The organism is Streptomyces capillispiralis, assembly GCF_007829875.1.
In the GTDB taxonomy this organism is placed as follows: domain Bacteria; phylum Actinomycetota; class Actinomycetes; order Streptomycetales; family Streptomycetaceae; genus Streptomyces; species Streptomyces capillispiralis.
On record NZ_VIWV01000001.1, the window covers coordinates 2912746 to 2938136 of the forward strand.

General features: G+C 70.7%; 23 protein-coding genes. 10 read left to right on the forward strand and 13 right to left on the reverse strand.

Translation table 11 applies throughout. The features are described from left to right. Positions 1 to 97: 97 nt before the first annotated feature. Complete coding sequence (locus FHX78_RS12005; protein WP_229923851.1) at positions 98 to 616, forward strand: hypothetical protein; 519 nt, start codon at positions 98 to 100, stop codon at positions 614 to 616. Here the strand turns inward: FHX78_RS12005 and FHX78_RS12010 are convergent. From FHX78_RS12010 to FHX78_RS12035, 6 genes are all read right to left on the reverse strand, one after another. Continuing rightward, positions 600 to 1850: an erythromycin esterase family protein gene (locus tag FHX78_RS12010; RefSeq protein WP_145867435.1), complete on the reverse strand. Its 1251-nt coding sequence runs from the start codon at positions 1848 to 1850 to the stop codon at positions 600 to 602. The genes FHX78_RS12005 and FHX78_RS12010 overlap by 17 nt on opposite strands. Before the next feature lie 97 nt (positions 1851 to 1947). Next, a complete protein-coding gene (locus tag FHX78_RS12015) occupies positions 1948 to 2910 on the reverse strand; it encodes an LLM class flavin-dependent oxidoreductase (protein WP_229923850.1) in 963 nt (320 codons plus the stop codon). Positions 2911 to 2922: 12 nt separating this feature from the next. Beyond that, entirely contained in the window at positions 2923 to 4707 is a 1785-nt protein-coding gene (locus FHX78_RS12020) for an ABC transporter ATP-binding protein (protein WP_145867436.1), read from the reverse strand. Next, positions 4704 to 7739 carry a lantibiotic dehydratase gene (locus FHX78_RS12025; protein WP_145867437.1) on the reverse strand — a complete coding sequence of 1012 codons (3036 nt, stop codon included), beginning with the start codon at positions 7737 to 7739 and terminating at the stop codon, positions 4704 to 4706. Before FHX78_RS12025 ends, FHX78_RS12020 begins: the two co-directional genes overlap by 4 nt. 5 nt (positions 7740 to 7744) lie before the next feature. Then, positions 7745 to 9082 (reverse strand): lanthionine synthetase C family protein, encoded by a 1338-nt coding sequence (locus FHX78_RS12030; protein WP_229923849.1) that lies wholly within the window; start codon positions 9080 to 9082, stop codon positions 7745 to 7747. An 88-nt stretch (positions 9083 to 9170) separates the two neighbouring features. Next, positions 9171 to 9353 carry an FDLD family class I lanthipeptide gene (locus tag FHX78_RS12035; RefSeq protein ID WP_145867438.1) on the reverse strand — a complete coding sequence of 61 codons (183 nt, stop codon included), beginning with the start codon at positions 9351 to 9353 and terminating at the stop codon, positions 9171 to 9173. 582 nt (positions 9354 to 9935) lie between these two features. On the opposite strand from FHX78_RS12035, the gene FHX78_RS12040 reads away from it, so the two are divergent. The 3 genes from FHX78_RS12040 (at position 9936) to FHX78_RS12050 (ending at position 11969) form a co-directional block, all read left to right on the forward strand. Beyond that, the gene (locus FHX78_RS12040) at positions 9936 to 10325 is read left to right on the forward strand and encodes a helix-turn-helix domain-containing protein (RefSeq protein WP_229923848.1); all 390 of its coding nucleotides are present in this window, start codon (positions 9936 to 9938) and stop codon (positions 10323 to 10325) included. A 450-nt stretch (positions 10326 to 10775) separates the two neighbouring features. Beyond that, on the forward strand, positions 10776 to 11408 hold the full coding sequence (locus tag FHX78_RS12045) for a DUF6000 family protein (protein WP_189908517.1): 633 nt from the start codon (positions 10776 to 10778) through the stop codon (positions 11406 to 11408). 168 nt (positions 11409 to 11576) lie between these two features. Then, entirely contained in the window at positions 11577 to 11969 is a 393-nt protein-coding gene (locus tag FHX78_RS12050; protein WP_145867440.1) for a DNA-binding protein, read from the forward strand. Positions 11970 to 12105: 136 nt separating this feature from the next. On the opposite strand, the gene ychF is transcribed toward FHX78_RS12050, so the two are convergent. Further along, positions 12106 to 13194: a redox-regulated ATPase YchF gene (ychF, locus tag FHX78_RS12055; protein WP_145867441.1), complete on the reverse strand. Its 1089-nt coding sequence runs from the start codon at positions 13192 to 13194 to the stop codon at positions 12106 to 12108. Between the two features lie 180 nt (positions 13195 to 13374). Between ychF and FHX78_RS12060 the strand changes: the two genes are divergently transcribed. Further along, complete coding sequence (locus tag FHX78_RS12060; protein ID WP_145867442.1) at positions 13375 to 13971, forward strand: DUF6542 domain-containing protein; 597 nt, start codon at positions 13375 to 13377, stop codon at positions 13969 to 13971. Positions 13972 to 14046: 75 nt separating this feature from the next. Here FHX78_RS12060 and ppgK read toward each other — a convergent pair whose 3' ends face one another. After that, positions 14047 to 14793, reverse strand: coding sequence for a polyphosphate--glucose phosphotransferase (gene ppgK, locus FHX78_RS12065; protein ID WP_145867443.1), 747 nt, complete (start codon positions 14791 to 14793; stop codon positions 14047 to 14049). A gap of 70 nt (positions 14794 to 14863) precedes the next feature. Then, the gene (locus FHX78_RS12070; RefSeq protein ID WP_229923847.1) at positions 14864 to 15946 is read right to left on the reverse strand and encodes a 4-hydroxy-3-methylbut-2-enyl diphosphate reductase; all 1083 of its coding nucleotides are present in this window, start codon (positions 15944 to 15946) and stop codon (positions 14864 to 14866) included. 64 nt (positions 15947 to 16010) lie between these two features. Here FHX78_RS12070 and xseA point away from each other — a divergent pair, with 64 nt between their 5' ends. From xseA to FHX78_RS12085, 3 genes are all read left to right on the forward strand, one after another. Continuing rightward, on the forward strand, positions 16011 to 17219 hold the full coding sequence (gene xseA / locus FHX78_RS12075) for an exodeoxyribonuclease VII large subunit (RefSeq protein ID WP_145867445.1): 1209 nt from the start codon (positions 16011 to 16013) through the stop codon (positions 17217 to 17219). Between the two features lie 12 nt (positions 17220 to 17231). Then, on the forward strand, positions 17232 to 17489 hold the full coding sequence (locus FHX78_RS12080) for an exodeoxyribonuclease VII small subunit (RefSeq protein WP_145867446.1): 258 nt from the start codon (positions 17232 to 17234) through the stop codon (positions 17487 to 17489). A 255-nt stretch (positions 17490 to 17744) separates the two neighbouring features. Next, on the forward strand, positions 17745 to 18335 hold the full coding sequence (locus tag FHX78_RS12085) for a malonic semialdehyde reductase (RefSeq protein ID WP_145867447.1): 591 nt from the start codon (positions 17745 to 17747) through the stop codon (positions 18333 to 18335). Positions 18336 to 18413: 78 nt separating this feature from the next. On the opposite strand, the gene FHX78_RS12090 is transcribed toward FHX78_RS12085, so the two are convergent. Then, a complete protein-coding gene (locus FHX78_RS12090) occupies positions 18414 to 18920 on the reverse strand; it encodes a DUF4245 domain-containing protein (RefSeq protein ID WP_145867448.1) in 507 nt (168 codons plus the stop codon). A 142-nt stretch (positions 18921 to 19062) separates the two neighbouring features. Here FHX78_RS12090 and glpX point away from each other — a divergent pair, with 142 nt between their 5' ends. After that, positions 19063 to 20097, forward strand: a complete 1035-nt coding sequence (gene glpX, locus FHX78_RS12095) for a class II fructose-bisphosphatase (protein WP_145867449.1) — start codon at positions 19063 to 19065, stop codon at positions 20095 to 20097. A 338-nt stretch (positions 20098 to 20435) separates the two neighbouring features. On the opposite strand, the gene FHX78_RS12100 is transcribed toward glpX, so the two are convergent. Both FHX78_RS12100 and FHX78_RS12105 read right to left on the reverse strand, forming a co-directional pair. Beyond that, positions 20436 to 20810 carry a WhiB family transcriptional regulator gene (locus FHX78_RS12100; RefSeq protein ID WP_145867450.1) on the reverse strand — a complete coding sequence of 125 codons (375 nt, stop codon included), beginning with the start codon at positions 20808 to 20810 and terminating at the stop codon, positions 20436 to 20438. Positions 20811 to 20929: 119 nt separating this feature from the next. Beyond that, positions 20930 to 21625 carry a DUF1707 SHOCT-like domain-containing protein gene (locus FHX78_RS12105; protein ID WP_145867451.1) on the reverse strand — a complete coding sequence of 232 codons (696 nt, stop codon included), beginning with the start codon at positions 21623 to 21625 and terminating at the stop codon, positions 20930 to 20932. A 146-nt stretch (positions 21626 to 21771) separates the two neighbouring features. On the opposite strand from FHX78_RS12105, the gene FHX78_RS12110 reads away from it, so the two are divergent. Continuing rightward, entirely contained in the window at positions 21772 to 23439 is a 1668-nt protein-coding gene (locus FHX78_RS12110) for a fumarate hydratase (protein WP_145867452.1), read from the forward strand. Between the two features lie 1169 nt (positions 23440 to 24608). On the opposite strand, the gene FHX78_RS12115 is transcribed toward FHX78_RS12110, so the two are convergent. Further along, positions 24609 to 25304 carry a hypothetical protein gene (locus tag FHX78_RS12115; protein WP_145867453.1) on the reverse strand — a complete coding sequence of 232 codons (696 nt, stop codon included), beginning with the start codon at positions 25302 to 25304 and terminating at the stop codon, positions 24609 to 24611. Positions 25305 to 25391: the final 87 nt, after the last annotated feature.

Sequence of the window (25391 nt, forward strand, 5' to 3'; positions counted from 1 at the left end):
CGGGCCGGTGCCGAACGGGGCGCGTCCCGGCCGTCGTTGAGCGGTTTCGACGCCCTCGGATACGCTGGCGCGGAGCAGCCGCCGAGCGAGGAGCCGTGTGACCGACAACGTCGAGCAGGTGCGCGTCCAGGACCCGCTCTTCGGCCCCGTCGACGTCCGTCTCGACCCTGACGCGGGCGAGTTGAGCGTCGGGGGTGACGCCCTTCCCGGTGTCGTCGTCCGGCGGGCTCCGGGGACGCAGCTCGAGGTGCACGTCCCCATCGGCACCCGCGACGCGGAGCGGCTCACCATGGCGGTCGACGGCGCCGAGGCCCGGCTGGCGCCGTCCAAGGGCTTCCTCACCCGGACCTCCTACCGTGTCGACGTCCACCACGGCGGTGCGCACTACCGGTTGATCCCCGTCACGACCGGCGAGAGCCGGCTGCTCCGGGACGGCGCGGCCCTCGGGACGTTCGTCTCGACCGGGGACGGGGTGGTGAGCGTCGAGTGGCGGGACGGGGCGGGGCAGGAGCCGCGGGACGCCGCCGTCGGTTACGGCCTCGCCGCGTCCTTCGGGACGGGCGCGGAGCCGATGTGGAAGCTCACGCTGGACGCGGCCCTCAATCTGTTCCCCTGAGGGGCGGCAGCGGGCGCGAACAGGTCGACCGGGCGACGAAGGCGATCCCGTCGTACTCCCGCGCGGGCACCAGCGGCGCCATGTGGAACCGGTAGGTCAGCCGCGGCACGTTCGACCCGAAGCTGCGCTGGTGGTGCGCGGCGCGCAGCCACCGCCCGGCGGCGGACCCGGGCTCGGCGGCGCGGAGGTCGACCAGGTAGTCGCCGCGGACGGCGGCCGCGAACCGTGACTCGACGGTCCTGCCGCCGCGCCCGACGCGGTGCGCCACCGCGTCGCCTTCGAGGTCGTCCCCCCGGCGGGCGCGGAAGGACCCCTTGCCGAAGAGCAGCCCGAGCGCGTAGTAGGCGTCGCCGTGCCGCTGCCTCAGCCGGCTGCCGAGCGACAGCACCCCGTTCGCGTACGTGCCCGTGGCGACGTGCCCGTTGTGCCCCCACACGGCGATCCGGCCGCCGGTGGTGCCCGCGAGCGAGGTGATCGCCTCGGCCATGTAGCGGTCGCGGACGGCCAGGGCGCTCTCCTCCACGTCCCGGGTGCGCAGCGGCCGGGTGACCAGGTCGGCGGCCCGGGCGAGGGCACCGGCGTGCCACACCGCCTCGTCGGCCGCGTCGGCGGTGGTACGCCGGGCGAGCTCCTCGCGGTGGCCCTCCAGGAACGCGGCGAGGTCCTCGGCCGCCACCCGCAGTCGCTGTCCGGGGTCCGGCCGCGATCCGGGCCGCGCCTCGGACAGCACGTCCAGGAGTTCCGTCGCGTCCCGCTCCGGGGCCACCCGCCGCAGGAACGCGCGCACCACGGCGACCGAGTCCGCGCAGCGCTGCGGGTCGACGCCTATGAAGCTCACCCGCCCGGTCGCGGGCGCGGTGCGGTTGTGCTCCCGCATCCACTCGACCAGGTCGAGGACCTCCTCGGTGCGCCAGGTCCAGAATCCGAGGCGGTCCAGGAGCCGTGCGGCGTCACCCGGACCGCCGTGCACATAGGCGTCGACCGCACGGGCCGCCGACTCGCTGGCCTCCATGGCCAGCGCCGTGCAGCCCATCTCCAGGACGAGGAAGCGCAGCAGCCGGTGCTTCAGCCGGAAGAACTCCCGGGTCCCGTGGGTGGACTCACCCATGCCGAGGATCCGCACCTCGTCCAAGGGGGCGCGCAACGGCTCCAGTTCGTCCAGCGGCCCGTCCGCCGAGAGCGTCGTCAGGGGGACGGCGTTCGCGGACAGCCAGGGCCCGATGTCATCCGGCACGCGCTTGCTCCTCGACGATTCCCCGGCGGTGCGTGTGCGACGGCCCGGTTCCGGCTGCGGCCCGCCCCGCCGACGCGGCATCGTAACGCGCACCCCGTCAGCTCCCGGCGGTCGCGGCGAGGATCTCGGCCAGGTCCCGCGCAGCCGCCTCGTACCCGTGCTCGGCGGCCACGCCGGCCAGGTTGAGGACGACCTCGTCGACGCCCGCCCGGCCGTATGCGGCCAGCCCCTCCGCCACCTCGGCGGCCGTGCCGTGGAGGAACGTACCGGAGTCGACCAGGGCGCGGGCGCCGAGGTTGGGCTGGGCCGGATGCACCCGCAGTCCCGCCCGGCGCAGCATGTCGGTGTAGTGCGGGGCGGAGAGGTGGGCGCCCGCGCCCGTGAACGCCAGCCGGTAGGGGTTGCGGTCCGGGCCGGCCAGGGCCGCGTGCACCACCGTGACCAGGCGCGGGACGGGACGGCCCGCCTCGGCCGCGCCCTTGCCCAGGGCGGGCACGAGGACGTCGCGCACATACCCGGGCGGCGTCATCCAGCTGATCGCGACATCGGCGACCCGGCCCGCGGCCCGCGCCAGTACGGGCCGCAGCACGCCCAGCCCGATCTCCACCCCGGGATGGCCGAAGGCGGGGAGCGTCACGGCGGCCGGCACGTCGTCGTCCCGCGGGTCCGGCTCGCCGGCCCGCAGCAGGCGGCGCACCTCTTCCACGTAGCGGACGCAGGCGTCCCGCGGGCTCGGGTACGGCTCGCCGTGCAGCGCCGCGACGAACTCGGGGGTCGCCGGGCCGAGTCCGAGCACCATGCTGTTGCCGGTCAGCCGGGCCAGGGAGCGTGCCTGCACGGCCGCTTCAAGCGGGTGCCGCAGCGGCATCAGCACCACACTGGTGCCGACCGGGATGCGGAAGCCGCTGCCAGCCAGGTGGGCGAAGAGCTGGTGGGTCTCCACGCTCAGCGACTGTCCCTGCCACAGCCGCTGGGCGTGGCCGTCCCGCACCAGTTCCGCGAAGGGCACCATGTCCCGGGGATCGCGCGCCATGGCCGGGCAGATGATCGATACACGCATGTCAGAGGCCTTCTAGCGTTGTCCGGCCTCGGTGAGATACCCCGAGGCCTGGAGGTTGAAGAGGCGGGCGTAGACCCCGTCGGCCGTCAGCAGCTCCTCGTGGGTGCCCTCTTCGAGGAGCCGGCCGTCCTGGATCACCAGGATCTTGTCGGCGATCCGGACGGTGGAGAAGCGGTGCGCGATGACCAGCGAGGTGGCCTCGTGGGCGATGGTGCGCAGCCGGCCGAAGATCTCCGCCTCGGCCTCGGCGTCGATCGCCGCCGTCGGCTCGTCGAGGACGACGACCGGTGCCTTCCGCATGAACGCCCGGCTGAGGGCGATCTTCTGCCACTGGCCGCCGGAGAGCTGGTGGCCTTCCTCGAAGTGCCGGCCGAGCATCGTGTCGTAGGCGTGGGGCAGGCCGTCGATCACCTGCTCGGCGCCGCCGGAGGCCGCGGCCCTGGCCACCCGTTCGGTGTCGTGCCGCGCCTCGATCCTGCCGAACCCGATGTTGTCCCGCGCGGTCGTCTCGTAGCGGATGAAGTCCTGGAAGATCACTCCCATGTTCCGCTGCAGCTCGTCGAGGTCGTACTCCTCGATGGGTACGTCGTCGATCAGGATCTCTCCGCCGGTCCGCTCGTAGAGGCGGGTCAGGAGTTTGACCACGGTGGTCTTCCCCGCCCCGTTCTGCCCGACGAGGGCGACGCACTGGCCGGCCGGGATGCGGAAGCTGAGGCGGTCCAGCACGAGTTCGTCGGTGCCGGGGTAGGTGAAGCTCACGTCGCGGAACTCGATGCCGACGCGCAGCTTCTCGGGGAAGGGCCGGGTGCCGCCCTTGATCTGCCGCTCGGGCAGGCCGAAGAAGGTGAAGAGGTTCCCGAGGAACAGGGTGTCCTTGTAGAGACCCGCGATGCCCAGCAGCAGGCCGTGCGCCGACACCTGGATGGAGCCGATCGCCTGCAGATAGCCGGCCAGCCGGCCCACCTGCCCGGACGCCATGGACGCGTGGATCGCCCACAGCATCGCGCCGGACGAGGCGAGGACGCTGAGGACGCCGAGGACGCCGCCGATCAGGGACTGGCGCCGGGCGAGGCTCCGGTCGACCCGGAAGAAGGTGCGGACGGCCTTGCTGTAGAGGTCCACGAAGTAGTCGCCCAGCTGGAAGAGCCGTACTTCCTTGAACGAGTGATCGGTCGTGGTCAGGTACTGGTAGTAGTAGATGCGCCGCCGCTCCGCCGTGCGGTCGTACTCGATCTCGAACGCCTTGTGGGTGAAGACCATGTGGGAGATCACCGACGGCAGCGGCGAGAGCAGGATGACGAGCGCGATCCAGGGGTTCCAGGAGAAGAGGACGGCGCTGACCGTGACCAGGGTGATCAGCTCGCGGACGGCCTCCAGGAGCTGGGTGAACACCTGGTAGATGCGGCCGCCGCTGCTCTCCTGGAAGGCCCGCTGCAGATTGTCGTAGGCGTCGGCGTCCTCGTACTGCTGGAGGTCCAGCAGGGTGCCCTTGCGCATGACCATCTCACCGACCCGCATGGTCAGTTCGAGGCGCAGCAGCGAGTCGAGGTACTGCTGGCACATGCCCAGCACGTGCTGGGCGAGGGAGAGCCCGACCAGGGCGAAGCCGCTGCGCAGGGCGTCCTCGCGGGCGCCCGCCTGCCCGCCGATCGCCTCGGCCACCGCCTGGACCGCGGAGGCGGTCAGTCCGATCTGTGCTGCGGGCACCACGGCCGACAGCACCGACACCACGGTGTACGCCACCACGCGGCCCGGGCTGAGCTGCCAGAAGAGCCGCATCACACGGAGCCAGATCACGAGGCCTCCCCGGCGGCCGACCGGCCGCGCAGCGCGCGCAGCACATGGCTCCACAGGCCGTGGCAGCGTGCCTCACGCTCCAGGTCGATGGGGAGCAGACGGTTCACCTGCATGTGGGCGAGGCTGGCGAGTATCTGGTCCTCGCCGCCCACGAGATCGCCGTCGGCCGCGGCCCGCCGCACGGTGTCCGCCGCGTGCCGGACGGCCGGCAGCTGGGTGGCGAGGACGGGTTCCAGCAGGGCCCGGTGCTCGCTGCCCCGCGGATGGGTGAACCGGTCCCAGGGGCTGAGGAGTTCGCAGAGGTAGTCCCGGTTGTCCTGGAACAGCTTGCGGGTCTCGTCCTCGTGGGTGCCCCGGGCGAACCGCCCGCGGTCCGCCGTGGACACCCCCCACTGCGCGTGCAGGGTGTCCAGGGCCGCGACCGCCAGGAACTCCGGCTCGATGTCGGGGCGGACGGCGAGCAGGGCGGCGGTCGCCTCGCTGTTGGCCTCGAAGACCGCCTCGGCGGCGTCGAAGGTCGCGGGGCCGCCGTAGCGGGCGGTCTCCGGGACGTAGCCGGCCACCTGGAGGTCCTGGGCGAGCCCCTGCTCGACCAGGCTCCTGCCCCAGGCGGTCAGCAGCGTCGGCGTGAGGGTGGTCTCATCGCTGCGCACCCGGACCCGCAGGTGGGGGAACGGGTCGGCGTAGCGCATGTAGAACCACCGGTCCAGGAGCCGCCGTTCCCGCAGTTCGCGGACGATGTCCCGCAGCGGTCCGGCGATGATCTCGTCGTGTCGTTCCGGCGCCGCGTAGATCTTGAGGTACGTCCACGCGCCGCCGGGTACGTGCCGCTCGACGGGGACGTGCGGCTGCCGCTCCACGGGCTGCCGGGTGACGCGCCGGGCCTCCTTCAGGACGACGGGCACGATGACCTCGCTGACGTACCCCTCGTCGTCCTCGTCCCGCAGCCAGAGCCGGTCGAACGAGGGGAGCATCTCCTGCAGCACGACGGCCGGCTTCCGCTTCAGCTCCGCCTCCAGGACGGCCCGGAAGGACGGGTGGTCCAGATCCAGCAGCAGCCGGTGGTCCGACTCGGTCATGTAGACGTACCGGGGCACGCCGAACCGGGCGCGCCAGGCGTCCAGGCCGGCGCCGTCCTCGGCGGTCGCCCGCCACTGGGCGGGCCGCAGCGTCATCCGTCCCCGGGTCACCCGGGGCAGGAAGGGCGCCGACTCCAGCGTCCCCCAGTGGAAGCCGGTGGGCATGACGTACCCGTCGTGCGAGACCTCGAGCAGGAAGCGCGCGACGTTCGGGGCGAGGGACGGGCTGAGCATGTGGTGCTGCTCGACGACGATCTCCCGGTCCAGCCGCTCGGACCACAGGTAGAAGCGGCTGTCCGTGGCGCCCACCAGGATGTCGTCCAGCGCGATCACCCGGTCCTCGGGCACCGACGCGGGCGTGTTGACGGGGATCTCGTACGGCCGGATCGCCGGGCGCACGGCGACGTTGGCCGCCCTGCCGTAGGGCGGCAGATAGGCCAGCTCGGCGTACACCACGTCGGGGTAGAGGCGCTCCTCCCGCCGGGCGTAGGCGCGCAGCCGGTCCACGGACGCGTCGCCGAGCAGGTCGCAGAAGCGCCCGAAGGTCCGGCCGCCGTGGGCGAGTCCGTCGGAGCGGATCACCGCGCGCCACTCGCCCCGGTCGATCGCCTGCCGGTCGGCCGCGGCTATCTGCAGATAGGCGTCCATGGCCGGCGGCCAGTCGGTGGTGTCGGCGCGCGGGGCGATCCGGTCGACCCAGGCGTCGGTCAGTTCGACCTCCGTCGCGTGGTTCCACCACGCCTGCTGGGCGAGGGCGAGCAGGGCCTGGTCCATCCGCCGGGTGTCCGGCGGGTGCTGCGCGGGCAGCTCCACACTGCGGGCCGGGTTGGTGTACGTCGGCGGGGCGTCGAGGCCCGCGTCCGGGCTGAGCAGGGTCAGCACCGGCACGCGCGCGCCCGCCCCGTACCGCTCGCCGAACTCCTCGCGGTATTGGGTGAGATGGCTGGTGTGGCCGAAGGAGGAGCTGAGCCGCATCAGGGTGCCCACCGCGTCCGCGGTCTCCTCGGCGATCGCCGTGTTGAGTCCGGCCCCCCGCAGTCCGAGGGCCGCGTCGGCCTGGTACGTCTGACCGCTGTGGTCCGGCACCAGCGCCCGCTGGGCGGTGCTCAGCCGCTCCAGGTCCTCGGCCCCGTCGGCCCGCTGGGCGAGGTCGGCGACGGTCCGCAGCCGGTCCGCCGCGTCGGCGGCCACCGGCAGGTCGGCCAGCTTCTTCAGCAGGTCCTGCTCCGGGCGTACGGCGGTCTGCGAGGGCCGCAGGTCGCTGACGAGGAATCCGAGGTCCCACATCTGCCGGACCAGCCCGCTCACCGCTTCCCCGGGCGCCTCGGGAAAGGCGGTGGTCAGTTCGGCGAGAAGACGCTCGTAGGGCACGGGCGTGACGGCGGCGCGCAGCACGACGTCGACGGCGGGCGTGAACCGGATGCGCACCGAACGGGCGTCGGCCTGCCCGTACTTGTCGGCCTGCGGGAGGATCACCCGGTCGCCGGCGACATGGGCCATCGGGTTCACCATGACGCGCAGGTGCCGCAGCAGCCCGGCGTCCTCCTCCAGCTGCTTGATCCAGGCCAGCAGCCAGCCCATGTCGGCGCGGACCCGGGTCCGCCCGATCGGGGACGCGCCGAGCCGGGCGGTGGTGACGGGGCCGAACTCGCCCAGCGCGACACCGGAGAAGGTGCCGAACGGCGTGGGCCTGGTCGACATCCGGGTGAGGTAGCGCAGTAGCCCGGACCGCACCCTCCTGGTCCGCTTGGCGCCGAGCCGGTCGAGACGGGCCAGGCTGTGGGTGAGGTCCTCGCTCGCCACCAGCAGCGCCCGCCGGACGTCGGGTCGCCCGGCGAGGTCGAGCAGTCGTCCGTCGGTCCGTTCGGGGTCGGCGGTGATGTCGAGGTAGGTGCGCGCGGGCAGGGCCGGGGCGCGCAGCAGGAAGAACCCGGCGGGCTCGTAGGCGGGCACGTCCGTCACCTCCCCAGGAAGGTCCGGAACCACCCCGGCCGCTCCTCGCCGACGGCCGCGAGGAGGGTGAGCGCCACCCCCGGGGCTCCGGTGAGGAGGGTGGGGTCGTCCACGAAGTTCCCCGGCACCTCCTGGTCGGCGAAGACCAGCGGGCGGTCGGGGTCGGCGTAGTCGAGCAGGTCCTCGACCAGTCCCGGCAGGGCCTCGTTCGCGGCCGTGCTCCACGGTGCGAACTCCTGGCACAGCATCACCATGCCCGCCTGGCCGTGGCACAGCGTCGGGGACGCCGGCCGGGTGCCCTTGGCCCGCCGCAGCACCCCTTCGAACGCGTCGACGGCGGCCGTCCGCAGCTCCTCGTCGCCGGTGGCGTCCGCGACGGTGAGGAGCGAGGCGGCGACGCCCGCGGAGCCGTAGCACCAGGCGAACTGGTCGTGCGCGTGGCCGGTGGTGACCTCGTGGCCGTCCTCGTCGACGGGGATGCCGTCCGGCCAGACGGGACCGTACTCGTCCACGTGGTGCCGGGCCCGGATCCAGGTGGTCAGCGCGTCGACGGCGGTCGACTGCCCGGGGTGGCGGTGGCCGGCCTCCCAGGCGGAGGCGAGGGCGGCGGCCACTCCGGGGACGCCGTGCGAGTAGCCGAGGTTGAGGTATCCGTGCGGGTACTTCGCGTGGTAGTCGCCCACCGGCGGATAGAGCCCGGGGGTGATCAGCCAGCGGTGGGCCGTGCCCGGCGTCTGGGCCGGTTCGGCCAGCCAGACCAGGTACCCGACCAGCTCGGCCACGGCCCGGCGCACCGGTTCCGTGGGGTCCTCGACGGCCGCGAGGCAGGCGAGCGTGCCTGCCGCGCCGGTGACGAGGTCGTAGTGGACGTCGGCGATCCCCCGCTCGGTCCTGGGGAAGCCGCTGTCGAGGACCTGCTGGGCCAGACGCTCGTGGAGCCGGTCCAGGCTGGGCCGGAAGCGGGGTTCGTCACGGGTGCAGTCGGCGAGCGCCAGGGCGAGTCCGCTGGTCCCCGCGAACAGCCCGTGCCCTTGCAGGGGCTCCACCTGGGTGGAGCGGACCGCTTCCCGTATGTGGTCGTGGGCGGTGGCGAGGTCGCCCAGGCCGGCCCGGGCGGCGTACAGGTGGAGCAGCGCCGTACCGGCCTGTCCGCCGGCGAGGCTCGGCGGGTACCAGCCCGCGGGGTGCCGGGCCTGCTCCGCCGCACGCAGCACGTGGTCGGTCACATCCTCATTGGCGGCGGTGCGTTCGGCCACCAGGCGGGCCATCCGTTGCGCTCGGTCGACCAGCGGCCCGTCCGTGACGTGGGCCCACGTACCCCTGACGTTGTGCACTGGCTGCATTCTTCTTTCCTTCTCCGGTGACCGAGCCGCTGGCGATAATGCGGTGGGGTGCTGCCGTGTCTCCCTCACGGCAGCACCCGTCAGCCGCTTACTTCTCCGGGCTGCAGAGGATCGTGCACATCTGGGTGCAGGCGCAGGTCTTGGTGACCTGGCAGGTGACACGGGTGCAGATCGTGCGGGTCGCGATGCCGGAGATGGACATCGGGGTGTCCTGGCCGTTGGGGCTGGTCGGCGTGGAGACCCGGGCGTCGAGGTCGAAGACGTCGGACATGGCAATTCCTTCCGGTCCGGTGAACGCCCAGTCACCTCACGCGGCTGGGCGGCGCCGGGCTCGTGCCCGGCACGGGGCAGAACACTGCCGGAAGGTCATCGCGGTCGCTATTGGCTCCCACGACAGTATCGACGGCCCCCGCCGTCCCCCCTGTTGGCCGCCGCACCGCCGTCGGGGGCGACGCCCGCACGGAGTGATCCGGGCCAGAATGCGCCGTCCCGCCGAGCACGGCCGTACCCGCGCCGGGACCCCACGGTTCCGGGGCATCCGCCGCCCGCCGGACACATCGCCGCACCGGTCCACGCCGCACCTCGCGGCGCCGCCCCCGCCCATGATCCCGGCAGGTCGTACGCCCCCTCCGCCGGCGGACCGGCCCTCGGCCACCTCGACGGACCGGCCGCAGCGGACTGGCTTGTTTTGGCCACCCCGCTGCCAAGAGTCGGCCGAATCCGGGTCAAGAACAGGTAACGTCAGTGAATTGAACGAGCATTCGCGTCGGCATCCCGCCATGACCACCGGCTCTCGTACGGGGCCGGGTGCGGCGCCGGGGCACCATGACGTAACAGGGGGATGAAAGCCGTCATGCGTTCACAATTCGCCATGCCCGATTGGACACAAGTACTGCACCGTGTCCCGAATCTGACGAGCCGCGAGCTCGAAGTCTTCGAGCTCCTGGCCTACGGATCCACCAACGCGGAGATATCCGAGCAACTGGTCGTCACCGAGCGCACCGTCCGGGCACACACGGGGAGCATCCTGTCCAAACTGGGCCTCCGGTCCCGTCTGACAGCCAGCCTCGCCGCCTTCGCGTACACCCAGAAGGTCGCCCTTCCACCAGGGAACGCGGAGGCGAGCGCCAGTCCGAAAATGGACCTGCGGAAGAAGGACCTGACAAGAAAACAGGAATACCGCCACCGCCCCGGCACGGGAAGAGACCAGGGCCCCGACTTCGACCCGCCGGCCCACTTCTGACCTGCGGCTCCGCCAGCCCGGCGACGTGGTGGCACATCACCCGCCCCACATCGAAGCGGAACCCACCACGTCGCCCCGCCCTCCGCACCCCCCGGCCACTCACACCGGCCACTCACACCGGCCAGGCACTCAGCAGATCACCGGGACCGTAGGCACCATCGAGCCCGGGACAGTCGACACCGGCGCGTGATACCGCCATGACGGGAACGGGCCCCCGGGACGCACCGCGAACCGCTGCGACCCGTCGTGACGTGCCTCACTAACAACGATGTTAGTAACTCGCGTGTTAGTAACTCGCGTGTTAGTAACTCGCATGTCAGTAATCACGGCTCGACACCCACTGACGGGAAGCAGTAGCGACCCCGTCACGAGTCGCAGCCGGCACGAATCCAGCACGGTGACGGTGTCCACGTGGATCGACCGTACCGACCTGTACCCGGAGAGGTGACCGTGCCGTTCCAGCATCCCAAGGAGACCGGCTACGGCTACGTGATCGAGCGTTATGTGACGAGGAAGGACTCGGGCTGCGCGCGCTACTTCGACTTGAAGAGCGGTCGCGTCCTGCGGCCCGAATGGCCACACACCGAACACTTCACCCGTCACCTGATCGACGACGCAGCCACGATCACCGACGCTGAGCTGGAGGCCCTGCTCGGCTACGAGTGGCGCTCACGCCTGACCGCCGGCTGGTTGATCGGCGTAGGCCGACGCGTCACGTTCCGCGAACGCATCGGCGACCTGCTCCTGGCCAGCGAGTTCTGCTTCTCCGGAAGCGCCTACTGCTTCGCCCTGGCCCGCTTCGGCACGCATGCCGACGCCGAGATCCTCACCGCCTACCTCGACCGCTACCTCCCCCGCACCGACCTCCGCTACGACCAGCCCGCAGCCCTCGGCGCCCTCCTCCGCCTCGACGCCCACCTCGGCACCCACCACGCCACCCGCTTCACCCGGCCCGACGGGCTCTGGGACCAGTGGGTCCGGGCCCTGGCCCACCTCCGCGACAACCCCGGATACACCCCTGCCGAGCGGCGCCGCTGGACCGACCTCCAGTGCGATTTCGCCAACGGCTGGACCGTCCCGTAGTCGGACCGCCCGCGGACGGGATGGCGTCTCACAAGGAGGACGCCATGTACACCCGCAGATCGTCGTGGACTTCGAGACCGACAATGACGCACTCACCCGCGAGGAGGTCGAGGCCGCCCGCGCGCTGCTGCGCCATGACCACCGGCAGGCCGGCGGGGCCGCCGCCTGATGCCCGGCACCCTCCTGCTCGACAGCGAAGGCCTCTCGAAGCTCTACCTCAAGGACCGTACCGTCGTGGCTCTGGTCCAAGCGGCGTCGGAAGAGGGCATCCGCGTCGCCACCAGCGCCATGACCACACTTGATGCCGACCATGAGCGCATCCACCCGGCCCGTATCAAGTGGGTCCTCTCCCGCGTCGACGTTCACGACGTCACCCAGGAGATCACCGACCAGGCCGCCGCGCTTCTGCGTGCCCACCACCTCCACGGCCGCAAGTACGCCATCGATGCCGCCTTCGCCGTCATCGCCCGCAACGCGCCCCGGCCGGTCACCGTCCTTACGTCCGACCCCGAGGATCTGACGCTCCTGAGCGGCCCTTCCGTGGAGGTCGTCAAGGTCTGAGGCAGTCCCACTGCCACGCCGACCGGACCCGCCACTGCCTCTCAACGACGGGGGCTCGGGGGCGAGGACTCCCTGCGGACAGAAACGTGTGCCCGACCCACCGATGAGCGGGTCGGGCACATAGCTCGACGAGACGTCACACGTTGAAGCGGAACTCCACCACGTCGCCGTCCTGCATGACGTAGTCCTTGCCCTCCATGCGAGCCTTGCCCTTGGCGCGGGCCTCGGTGACCGAGCCGGTCTCGACCAGGTCGGCGAAGGAGATGACCTCCGCCTTGATGAAGCCCTTCTGGAAGTCGGTGTGGATGACACCGGCGGCCTCGGGGGCGGTGGCGCCCTTCTTGATCGTCCAGGCGCGGGATTCCTTCGGGCCGGCCGTGAGGTACGTCTGCAGACCGAGGGTGCGGAAGCCGACGTGGGCGAGGGTGGCGAGGCCGGGCTCCTCGGCGCCGACGGACTCCAGGAGCTCCATCGCGTCCTCCTCGTCCAGCTCGGCGAGGTCCGCCTCCAGCTTGGCGTTGAGGAAGATTGCCTCGGCGGGGGCGACCAGGGCGCGCTGCTCGTTCTTGAAGTCCTCGTCCGTCAGCTCCTCCTCGTCGACGTTGAAGACGTAGAGGAAGGGCTTGGTGGTGAGCAGGTGCAGGTCGTGCAGCAGCTCGTTGCGCTCGGTGCCCTGGACGATGCCGTGCGCGAAGAGCGTGTCGCCCTTCTCCAGGATCTCCTTGGCCTCCTCGACCGCCTTGACCTTGGGCGCGATGTCCTTCTTGATCCGCGACTCCTTCTGCAGGCGCGGCAGGACCTTCTCGATGGTCTGGAGGTCGGCGAGGATCAGCTCGGTGTTGATCGTCTCGATGTCGTCCTTCGGCGAGACCTTGCCGTCGACGTGTACGACGTTCTCGTCTTTGAAAGCCCGGATGACCTGGCAGATCGCGTCGGACTCGCGGATGTTCGCCAGGAACTTGTTGCCGAGCCCCTCGCCCTCGCTGGCGCCGCGCACGATGCCCGCGATGTCGACGAAGTCGACCGTGGCCGGCAGGACGCGCTCCGACTTGAAGATCTCCGCCAGCTTGGTCAGGCGGGGGTCGGGGACGCCGACCACGCCGACGTTCGGCTCGATCGTGGCGAACGGGTAGTTGGCCGCCAGCACGTCGTTCTTGGTCAGGGCGTTGAACAGGGTCGACTTGCCGACATTCGGCAGACCGACGATTCCGATCGTGAGCGACACGTTGCGACTTCCCGTACGTGAGGATGGGGACGAGGACCGGCCGACTGGGCAGGTGGGCCGATCCACCAGTCTACGGCGTGCCCGCAACCGGCCCGCCGATCCGTCGAAGCCCCGGCCGCACTCCGGTCCCCGGCGTGTCTGAGTGACCGTTCGGCACATAAAACGACCTAAGTTGGTCCAGTGGAGCAACACAGGACGCGACCCGCCCAGCACGGACCGCGACGCGAGACGGCGCCCCGGCCACCCGGGCCCAGGCCGCCCGTGCCCCCGCAGGCGGGGCGGGCGGCCGGCGGCGGGGTTCCCCGGCCGGCCCGGCCGGCGGGCGCGCCGCAGCGTCGGCCCGCCCCGCCGCCCACGGCCCGGCGGCTGCCCGGCCCACGCCTCACCGGACTGGGCGCCGGCCTGTTCTGCGGGCTGCTGATGCTCGCGCTCGGGCTGCTCTCCGAGGCGCTGTTCGGGACCGCCTCCCAGACCGTGTACGGCGTGCTGTTCCTGCCGGTGTGCGTGCTGACCGCGCTGTGGCTGCGCGAGGGGGACCTCCTCACCGCGCCCATCGTGGTGCCGATCGCCTTCGCCGTGGGGCTGGTCCCGATCGCCGACGAGGGCGGGGGCGGCACGTCCGGCGGGCTGATGGGCATGGTGACGGGCCTCGCCACCCAGGCCGGGTGGCTCTACGGCGGGACGCTCGTCGCGGGTGTGATCGTGATCGTCCGCAGGGTGCGCCGGGTGCGCATGATCAACCGGCGCATCGCACGGAGCCGCCCCGCCCGGGGCTGAGCAGCCGGGAGCTGAGCCGCACAGGACTGAGCCGCACGGGACTGAGCCGCCGCGGGACTGAGCCGCCGCGGGCGGCTACGCGCCCGTCGCCGCCCGCATCGCCGCCCCCACGATGCCCGCGTTGTTCTGCAGTTCGGCCGGGACGATCTCCGCCTTGATGCCCTCGATGTGGTGCAGGAACTTGTGGGACTTGCGGCTGACGCCGCCGCCGATGACGAACAGCTCCGGCGAGAACAGCATCTCCACGTGGGCCAGGTACTTCTGCACCCGCTCGGCCCACTCCTCCCACGACAGGTCGTGGTCCTCCCTGGCCTTGCTGGAGGCCCGCTTCTCCGCGTCGTGGCCGTGCAGCTCCAGGTGGCCCAGCTCGGTGTTGGGGACGAGGACGCCGTCCACGAACAGGGCGCTGCCGATGCCGGTGCCGAAGGTGAGCAGGATGACCGTGCCCCGGCGGTGACGTCCGGCGCCGAAGTGCATCTCGGCGACGCCCGCCGCGTCCGCGTCGTTGACCACTGTCACCGGCAGGCCGCCCAGGCGGTCGCCGAGCAGGACGCGCGCGTCGGTGTCGATCCAGCTCTTGTCGACGTTGGCCGCCGTACGGATCGTGGTGCCGCCGGTGACGACGCCCGGGAAGGTGACCCCGACCGGTCCGGTCCAGCCGAAGTGGTCGACGACCTGCTTGACGCCGTCCGCCACCGCGTCCGGGGTGGCGGGGTGCGGGGTGAGGACCTTGCAGCGCTCCTGCGCCAGGTCCCCCCTGTCCAGGTCGACCGGGGCACCCTTGATCCCGGATCCGCCGATGTCCACACCGAAGATCTGCATGACCCCACGTTACGACGGCCGGCGGACGGCCACGGACCCGATCTCCGCGACCGCCACCGTCACCCCACCGTCAGTTCGCGGAATCCGCACCGGAGACGGAGTCCGTACCGGAGCCGGAGTCCACACCGGCACCGCAGTCCTCCGATCCGGTGCCCGTGCCGCCGCGCCCGGCCACCAGGGCGGCGGCCTCCTCGCGCAGGTCGCGGCGGAGCTCCTTGGGCAGGGAGAAGATGATCGACTCCTCGGCCGCCTTGACCAGCTCGACGTCCTCGAAGCCTCGCTCGGACAGCCACTGCAGGACCTGCTCGACCAGGACCTCCGGCACCGAGGCGCCCGAGGTGACGCCGACCGTGGAGACACCCTCCAGCCAGGTTTCGTCGATCTCGTCGGCGAAGTCCACCAGGTACGCCGCGCGGGCGCCGGCGAGCTTGGCGACCTCGACCAGGCGCTTGGAGTTGGAGGAGTTGCGGGAGCCGACCACGATCACCAGGTCCGCCTCGGCGCCCATCTGCTTGACCGCGAGCTGGCGGTTCTGCGTGGCGTAGCAGATGTCGTCGCTGGGCGGGGAGATCAGCTGGGGGAACTTGTCCTTGAGGGCGTCGACGGTCTCCATGGTCTCGTCGACGGAGAGCGTGGTCTGGGAGAGCCAGACGACCTTGGACGGGTCGCGGACCTCGACCTTGGCGACGTCGGCGGGGCCGTCGACGAGCTGGATGTGGTCCGGGGCCTCGCCGGAGGTGCCGATGACCTCCTCGTGGCCCTCGTGCCCGATCAGGAGGATGTCGTAGTCCTCCTTGGCGAACCGGACCGCTTCCTTGTGCACCTTGGTGACCAGCGGGCAGGTGGCGTCGATGGTGGCGAGCCGGCCGCGCTCGGCCTCCTCGTGGACGACGGGGGCGACGCCGTGCGCGGAGAACATCACGATGTTGCCCGGGGGCACCTCCTCCGTCTGTTCGACGAAGATCGCGCCCTTCTTCTCCAGGGTCTGCACGACGTACTTGTTGTGGACGATCTCGTGCCGGACGTAGACGGGAGCCCCGTACTGCTCCAGGGCCTTCTCGACGGCGATCACGGCGCGGTCCACACCGGCGCAGTAGCCACGGGGGGCGGCGAGCAGGACACGGCGGCCAGGCGAAGCGGTCATGCGTCCCATCGTAAGGGCCGCGTCCGGGGCCCGGTCACGGTGCGTTGTCGGTGGGGCGCACTACCCTCGCGGCATGGCTGTCAACACGTCTGCGGAAGCTCCCATCCCGGTCGGGGAGGTGTCGCGCCTCATCGGGGGGTGGATCGACCGGCTCGGCGCGGTGTGGGTCGAGGGTCAGATCACCCAGCTGTCGCGGCGGCCGGGCGCGGGGGTGGTGTTCCTGACGCTGCGGGACCCGTCGTACGACATCTCCGTGGGCGTGACCTGCTACCGGCAGGTGTTCGACGCCGTCGCGGACGTGGTGAGCGAGGGCGCGCGGGTGGTGGTGCACTGCAAGCCGGAGTGGTACGCGCCGCGCGGGCAGCTGTCGCTGCGGGCCGCCGAGATCCGGCCGGTGGGGGTCGGGGAGCTGCTGGCGCGGCTGGAGCAGCTGAAGAAGTCGCTGGCGCGGGAGGGGCTGTTCGCTCCGGAGCGCAAGAAGCCGCTGCCGTTCCTGCCGCAGCTGATCGGGCTGGTGTGCGGGCGGGCCTCGGCGGCCGAGCGGGACGTGCTGGAGAACGCCCGGCACCGCTGGCCGGCCGTCCGCTTCGAGGTGCGCAACGTGGCGGTGCAGGGCGTGCACGCGGTGCCGCAGGTCGTGCAGGCCGTGAAGGAGCTGGACGCGATCGACGACGTGGACGTGATCGTCGTCGCGCGGGGCGGCGGCAGCGTGGAGGACCTGCTGCCGTTCTCCGACGAGCAGCTGGTGCGGGCGGTGGCCGCGTGCCGCACACCGGTGGTGTCCGCGATCGGGCACGAGCCGGACAGTCCGCTGCTGGACCTGGTGGCCGACCTGCGCGCCTCGACGCCGACCGACGCCGCGAAGAAGGTGGTGCCGGACGTCGGCGAGGAGGCCGAGCGGGTGCGGATGCTGCGCGACCGCGCGCGGCGCTGCGTCCACGCCCTGCTGGACCGGGAGGAGCGCGGGCTGGCGCAGGCGCTGGCCCGCCCCTCGATACAGGACCCGCACCGGATGATCGACGGGCGGGCCGAGGAGGTCACGGCCCTGCTGGAGCGGGCCCGGCGCTGTGTGCGGCACCAGCTGGACCGGGCCGACTCCGAGCTGACGCACACGCACGCGCGCGTGGTGGCCCTCTCCCCGGCGGCGACGCTGAAGCGCGGGTACGCCGTGCTCCAGCGGGCGGACGGGCACGCGGTGCGCGCGCCGGGCGAGGTGGAGGCCGGTGAGGCGTTGCGGGCGCGGGTGTCCGAGGGCGAGTTCACAGTCAGAGTCGACGCATAGGAGGGTGGGCGGATGACCGGCAGGACGGAAGAGAAGGACACGGCGGTGGCCGAGGCGCTCGGGTACGAGCAGGCGCGGGACGAGCTGATCGAGGTCGTACGGCGGCTGGAGGCGGGCGGGACGACGCTGGAGGAGTCGCTGGCGCTGTGGGAGCGGGGCGAGGAGCTGGCCAGGGTGTGCCGGCGCTGGCTGGAGGGCGCGCGGGCCCGCCTGGACGCGGCTCTCGCGGAGGAGGCGGAGGCGGGGGGCTCCGAGGGGAGCGGCGAGTAGGGGAGGCTTCGGGCGCGTGGGGCCGGCGAGGCCTGCGGGGCCCGTGGGGCCGACGAGGCCTGCGGGGCCCTGGGGCTTGCGGGGCACGTGGGGCGGGAGACCGGGCGCCCAGGCGGTAGCACGGCTGTGAAGTGGATCACCACAATCCAGATTTAGTTGAGCATTGAACTTCATCCGCGTACGGTCGGACGCGTCCACCGGTTCGTGGTGCCTCCACGGTTTCCCGGGCCGACGTACCCCCGAGAAGGTTCACGCATGTCTCTCGTTCTTGACCCCGCCGCCCAGGACCTGCTGTTCCGTGAGGCGCGCACCGCCAACACGTTCACCGACGAGCCGGTGACCGACGAGCAGGTGCGGGCGATCTACGACCTGGTCAAGTACGGCCCCACCGCCTTCAACCAGTCGCCGCTGCGCGTCACGCTGGTCCGCTCCCCCGAGGCCCGCGAGCGCCTCGTCCGGCACATGGCCGAGGGCAACCAGCCCAAGACGGCCACCGCCCCGCTGGTCGCCATCCTGTCGGCGGACAACGAGTTCCACGAGGAGCTGCCGCAGCTCTTCCCGCACTTCCCGCAGGCCAAGGACGCCTTCTTCAGCGAGCGTCCGGTGCGTGAGGGTGCCGCCACGCTGAACGCCGCCCTCCAGGCCGCGTACTTCATCATCGGCGTGCGGGCCGCCGGACTGGCCGCCGGCCCGATGACCGGTCTCGACTTCGAGGGCGTCCGCAAGGAGTTCCTCGACGACGACCACACCCCGCTGATGGTCGTCAACATCGGCCGCCCGGGGCCGGACGCCTGGTTCCCGCGCTCGCCGCGCCTGGCCTACGAGCAGGTCATCACCACCGTCTGAGACCCGGACGGCAGCACATGGGGCGGGGCCCCGTCGGATCGGCCGATCCGACGGGGCCCCGGCCCATGTGCTGTACGCCTACTCGGTGCGCAGCGCCCCCGCCATCGTCGCCAGCTGCCCGAAGGACGCGGTGCCCGTGACCACGGTGGTCGAGCCCTCGGTGCCCTCCAGGACCAGGGCGTCGTAGTGGTCGCCCTCGTAGCGGGTCCACGTCTCGCCGCCGATGCGCTGGGTGGCGTCGGTCTTCTCCGCGCCCTGGGTGGCGTCCTCGATGAACGGCTCCCGCTTGCCCGCGGACTGCTCCACCGCCACGTACTCCCCGTCGGGGGCGTGGAAACCGAGGTGCCAGGCGTCGGCGTCCTCGCCCCGGAAGCGGACCGAGGTGGGCTTCCACTCCCCGGGCAGGCCCTCGGGGGCGGCCACGGGGTAGGAGGCGGCCCTGCGGGCCGTGAGGAGGTCGACCCGGTAGTCGACCCGCTTGACGGGGGGCTCGCCGTCCTCGTGCGGGATGAACAGCCAGACCACTCCCGCCGCGAGCACGATGAGGGCCAGGGAGAGGATCATGTCCCGGGCCGTTTTCTGCATGCTGCTCGTTCCTGCCACGCCCCCTATCGTCGCAGGTGCCCGAAGCGCTCATCCGTGGGGGCCCCTGCTCATTTTGTCTGCCTGACGATAGAGTCGTGGCCAACCCTCATCCGGCCGTCGTCGTACAGAAAGGTGCGCTCCGATGACCGAACACCATCACTTGCCGTCCGAGCTCGATGTGCCCTCCGAGGCACCCGACCGCAACCTCGCCCTGGAGCTCGTACGGGTCACCGAGGCCGCGGCGATGGCCGCGGGCCGCTGGGTAGGGCGCGGGGACAAGAACGGCGCGGACGGCGCCGCGGTACGTGCCATGCGCACGCTGGTCTCCACCGTCTCGATGAACGGCGTGGTCGTCATCGGCGAGGGCGAGAAGGACGAGGCCCCGATGCTCTTCAACGGGGAGCGCGTGGGCGACGGGACCGGCCCCGAGTGCGACATCGCCGTCGACCCGATCGACGGGACCACGCTGACCGCCAAGGGCATGACGAACGCGATCGCGGTGCTGGCCGCCGCCGAGCGCGGATCGATGTTCGACCCCTCGGCCGTGTTCTACATGGACAAGCTGGTCACCGGCCCGGAGGCGGCCGACTTCGTCGACATCAACGCGCCGGTGAACGTGAACATCCGGCGGGTCGCGAAGGCCAAGCGGGTCACCCCCGAGGACGTCACCGTCGTGATCCTCGACCGGCCCCGGCACGAGGGCATCATCCAGGAGATCCGGGAGACCGGCGCCCGCATCAAGCTGATCTCCGACGGCGATGTGGCCGGCTCGATCCTCGCGCTGCGCGAGGGCACCGGCATCGACCTGCTGCTCGGTGTCGGCGGCACCCCCGAGGGCATCATCTCGGCGTGCGCGGTGAAGTGCCTGGGCGGCACCATCCAGGGCAAGCTGTGGCCCAAGGACGACGAGGAGCGGCAGCGGGCCATCGACGCGGGGCACGACCTCGACCGCGTGCTGACCACCGACGACCTGGTCTCCGGGGAGAACGTCTTCTTCGTGGCGACCGGGATCACCGACGGGGAGCTGCTGCGGGGGGTGCGGTACCGGCCGGAGACGGCGACGACCGACTCGATCGTGATGCGGTCGAAGTCGGGGACGGTGCGGAGGATCGATTCCGAGCACCGGTTGAGCAAGCTGCGGGCGTACAGTGCGGTCGACTTCGACCGGGCGAAGTGAGAGGCGCTTCGTGCGCCGTGGCGCGGGGGTTGTCCAGCGCTGGGGCGCTGTAGCTCCGCGGGGCTTGTACGGCCGGGTGTACGGGTGCGGGTGGGTTGTGGCTGGTCGCGCAGTTCCCCGCGCCCCTGAAAGGGGCTGCCCAGCCCGGCGCCGGAAAGGGCGCCCCCTGGGAGCTGCGCAGAGGCCTGCGCGGGTGGGTTGTGGCTGGTCGCGCAGTTCCCCGCGCCCCTGAACCGGGCTGCCCAGCCCGGCGCCGGAGAGGGCGCCCCTAGGAGCCCCGCAGGGGCCTGTGCGGTGTTGAGAAGGGCGCCCCCTGTGCGGAGGGGGCGCCCTGCTCGTCAGCCGGCTGCCGCTATGCGGCCCGTGCGGGCGGCCTTCTTCAGTTCCATGTCGCGGCGCCGGCGGCGGGCCAGCACCACGCGGCGCTCGGCGGCGGTCAGACCGCCCCAGACGCCGTAGGGCTCGGGCTGGAGCAGGGCGTGCTCGCGGCACTCGACCATCACCGGGCAGCGGGCGCAGACCCGCTTGGCCGCTTCCTCGCGGGAGAGCCGCGCGGCGGTGGGTTCCTTCGAGGGCGCGAAGAACAGCCCCGCCTCGTCACGCCGGCACACCGCCTCGGTGTGCCAGGGGGCATCCTGGTCCCTGTCCCGCGCTGCCGCTCGCTGGGCCGGAACGGCGGCTACCTGCAGGGACGAATGCGGCGGTTGCAGCACGGTCTACTCCTGACGACGGCTTCGCGAGCGAGAGACGATGCAGCAAGGCTTACCCGATGTACGCGCGCCTATGCACTGAGTCCCGAACGCGGCTCCGCGTGCGCCGATGCGCCGGGGGTTCAATGGCCGAGATGCCTCCGCACGCTCCTGTCGACCTTGCGCTGCACCGTGTCGAGAATGTCCGCGACGATCTTGCCGCGCCGGGGCCGCGCCTCGACGCTGCCGAGCACCGCCCAGCCGTCCACGTAGACCACGGGCGCCTCGGGGTCGGCCGCGTCCAGGGTGTCCGTCTCGAAGTTGCCGAGCACGCCGCCGCCCATGCCGCGCAGCGACACGTTCTCCGGGACGCGGACCTCGACGCTGCCGAAGACGGCGAACGCTTTGATCACGACCTGCTGGTGGTCGAAGAGCGCCTCACTGAGGTCGATCTCCACACTGCCGAAGACCGCGTACGCGTGGATGCGGCGGCCGATCCGCCGGCGGCCCTTGCGGACGGCGGCGCTGAAGACCGCGACCACGTTGTCGTCGGGGTCCACGGGGATCGCGCCGGCGGTCGGGCGGCTCGGCACGGCGGCGTGGGCCGCGCGCCGCTGGTGTGCCACCGGCAGGTCCTGGACGAACACGTCCAGCTCCCCGACGGTCTTGGCGGCCAGCACGCCCTCGACGCGCTCCGCGTGCTCGTCGGCGGTCAGGCGGCCCTCGGCGAGGGCTTCGCGCAGGAGGTCGGCGATCCGGTCCCGGTCGGCGTCGGAGGCGCGCAGCTCGGCGGTCCGCGGCGCCGCGTCCGGCTGCTGAGCGTGCTTCTGGAGGTCCACCGCCCCAGCGTACCCAAACGCGATAGATCGCGACTACCCCTCGGCGGGGACAACTGAGGACACCCTCACAAGCCCGCCGCCGACGGCAGGTCCTAGGCTGGTCGACGCCCGCCGATGGAGGCGGGCGGTCTTCCGTCGAGTGAGGAATGGGCGAGATGCCTGAGTTCGAGTACGCCGATCTGCTCCCCATGGGAGAGGACACCACCCCCTACCGGCTGGTGACCTCCGAAGGTGTCTCCACCTTCGAGGCCGACGGCCGGACGTTCCTCAAGGTGGAGCCGGAGGCGCTGCGCAAGCTCGCCGAGGAGGCCATCCACGACATCCAGCACTACCTGCGCCCGGCCCACCTGGCCCAGCTGCGCCGTATCATCGACGACCCCGAGGCGTCGTCGAACGACAAGTTCGTCGCCCTGGACCTGCTGAAGAACGCGAACATCGCGGCGGCCGGCGTGCTCCCGATGTGCCAGGACACCGGCACCGCCATCGTCATGGGCAAGCGCGGGCAGAACGTGCTGACCGAGGGCCGCGACGAGGAGGCCCTGTCCCGGGGCATCTACGACGCGTACAAGAACCTGAACCTGCGCTACTCGCAGATGGCTCCGCTGACCATGTGGGAGGAGAAGAACACCGGCTCCAACCTCCCGGCGCAGATCGAGCTGTACGCGACGGACGGCGGCGCGTACAAGTTCCTGTTCATGGCCAAGGGCGGCGGCTCCGCCAACAAGTCGTTCCTCTACCAGGAGACGAAGGCGGTCCTGAACGAGACCTCCATGATGAAGTTCCTGGAGGAGAAGATCCGTTCGCTGGGCACGGCCGCCTGCCCGCCGTACCACCTGGCGATCGTCGTCGGCGGCACGTCCGCCGAGTACGCGCTGAAGACCGCGAAGTACGCCTCCGCGCACTACCTGGACGAGATCCCCACCGAGGGCTCGCCGCTCGGCCACGGCTTCCGGGACAAGGAGCTGGAGGAGAAGGTCTTCGAACTGACGCAGAGGATCGGCATCGGCGCGCAGTTCGGCGGCAAGTACTTCTGCCACGACGTGCGCGTGGTCCGGCTGCCGCGGCACGGCGCGTCCTGCCCGGTCGCCATCGCCGTGTCCTGCTCCGCCGACCGCCAGGCCGTGGCGAAGATCACCGCCGAGGGCGTGTTCCTGGAGCAGCTGGAGACCGACCCGGCGCGGTTCCTGCCGGAGACCACGGACGAGCACCTCGACGAGGCCGGCGACGTCGTGAAGATCGACCTCAACCAGCCGATGGACGACATCCTCGCGGAGCTCACCAAGTACCCGGTGAAGACCCGGCTGTCGCTGACCGGCCCGCTGGTCGTGGCGCGTGACATCGCGCACGCCAAGATCAAGGAGCGGCTGGACGCGGGCGAGGAGATGCCGCAGTACCTGAAGGACCACCCGGTGTACTACGCCGGGCCCGCGAAGACGCCCGAGGGTTACGCGTCGGGTTCCTTCGGTCCCACGACCGCCGGGCGGATGGACTCCTACGTGGAGCAGTTCCAGGCGGCGGGCGGCTCCAAGGTGATGCTGGCGAAGGGCAACCGGAGCAAGCAGGTCACCGACGCGTGCGACGCGCACGGCGGCTTCTACCTCGGCTCCATCGGCGGCCCGGCGGCGCGGCTGGCGCAGGACTGCATCAAGAAGGTGGAGGTCGTCGAGTACGAGGAACTCGGCATGGAGGCGGTCTGGAAGATCGAGGTGGAGGACTTCCCGGCGTTCATCGTGGTGGACGACAAGGGCAACGACTTCTTCCAGGACCCCGCGCCCCAGCCCACCTTCACGAGCATCCCGGTGCGTCAGGCGTGAGCCCGCGCCCGTAGACGCTTCTCACGCCCCCGCCGGTCCGACCGGCGGGGGCGTTGTCGTGCCGTTGCGGGACTGCTCGGTCTCGACCGATCACAGGTGGATACACATCCCGCACGACGGACCGATCGTGGCGCTCTGGGACAATCTGCCTCACCGCCACGAAACGAGCCATCAACCCGCCCCGTCCCACCTTGAAAACCTCGGCAGCCGTTATCTGCTGCGAGCCCCAGGAGGTCTCATGGGCGTTACATTTGAGGCAATCTCCCTGGGGCCCCGTGGCTTATATTCACTACGCACGAGTCGCGCCTCGGACACGGGGGCACGGCGAGCGGCGTCTGCAATACTTGGTGAAGATTCATGGATGCCATTCACCGAATGCACTCGATGGCCTCCGTGCGAGGTTGCGGTGGGATTTTCCGGAATACTCCCGGTGCTCGCCCTGAAACTGCGAGCGACGGGAAAGTTGGGAGTCGTGAGGCTGGGGGTGCGCACCTCTGGGCCCGCCGCACGGCGGGCATCGAACCCGAGAGGATATCGACCTTGCACATTGCCGGCGTTTGACAAACCGGGCACAGCGTACCGCAAGGGTGCACTTTGACGCACATTCATTTCCTGCGCCGCTTTTCGCGAAGCAATCATCTCAGCCAACGCGAAGGCGCCTCCAGCCAAGAGAACACTTGCTCCGACAATGAGGAGTGGGGGGAATGCCAGGCTGCCAAGACAGAGGCCGGCGCCGCAGGCGAGAGTAACCGTTTTTGCAATGCTGTAGAATCTCGCCTTTGCTTTGACCGCACTCGACGGAGAGGCTCCTCGGCTTCGGGTGGGCCGAACCTCGCGATGTGCGCTCCGATCAGGGTTTTCCATTATCACTACGCCCCTATTTCGATTTTTTTCCACCCGACTACTCTTAGGCATTTACCAGTAGTACGTACCGGACCCAGAGCAGGTTCAGGGCAGTCGCTAACGGGTTCCCCCGCGATTGATCGGGTCGGGACCGTGACATGGCGAGGGCAGCGCGGCTTCTTCGAGTGCTCGACGAACTTGGACCCAGGTGGCAATCACGGTACGAGAGCGAGCGTCACGACCGGCGCGGACGCGACCGCCGCCGGCTGGCAGGGGCGGCGCCGGACCGCCGTGGTGAGTGAGCTCATACGTTCCGACCGAGCGGATCACGGTGCAATTGCCGAGCGCCCCGAATTCGGAGCTTGAACATTGCCGGGAACCGCCGCGCCAACCTGCGGGGATGCGGGTGCAGTGCTTGCTGGAACGGTACCGCGAGCGCGGGCGGCATCTGCCAGTGAAGTGTGGGCGCGCCTTTTAAAATTTGAACTCGGAAGAACATCGCGGGGGAGATCAGGTTCGAGATGAATGATCAGCTCGCGAGCTAGATTGTGGACTTCCTGGGCAAATTTCTTATGCTCGGCCCGAATAAGATCTTCCGAGAGTTGCGTATATTCGGCTGCCCCCCTGAAGACCTCATCCGCGTTCCTCTTGAAACGACTCCGGTCCGCATCGAAGAATCCAGTGTCACTGAAAAATTCTACATCCGTTTCCCCATGGAAACTCTCATATGCGAGATGATGCTTTATGTAATCTTGCTTTTCTTTGCCTTTGAGCTTCGAAACTGCGGTCGATATCACTTCAACGATGGCTAGGTCCAATACCGTGAACATCCCATCGCTGGCTTTCGTCTTGTCGACGCGGGCTCGCCATTCGGGATCCTTTCTGGCCTGCTCTTCCAGAAATTTCGCATTCCGCTCCTGTATGGACGCCACAAGCTTGGCGCAGCTCTCCGCTCGCTTCTGGTTCAGCTTCGGGAGAGAGGCGTTATAGATGGCGAGAAGCGGATCGCTGGGGAAGGACACGTCGGAGCTCTGAGGTGTTTCCGAGTTGCTAGCCGGTGCAGGCATTTTTTTCCTTTAGCGTAAGGAGGCCAGTGCAATAGATATTAA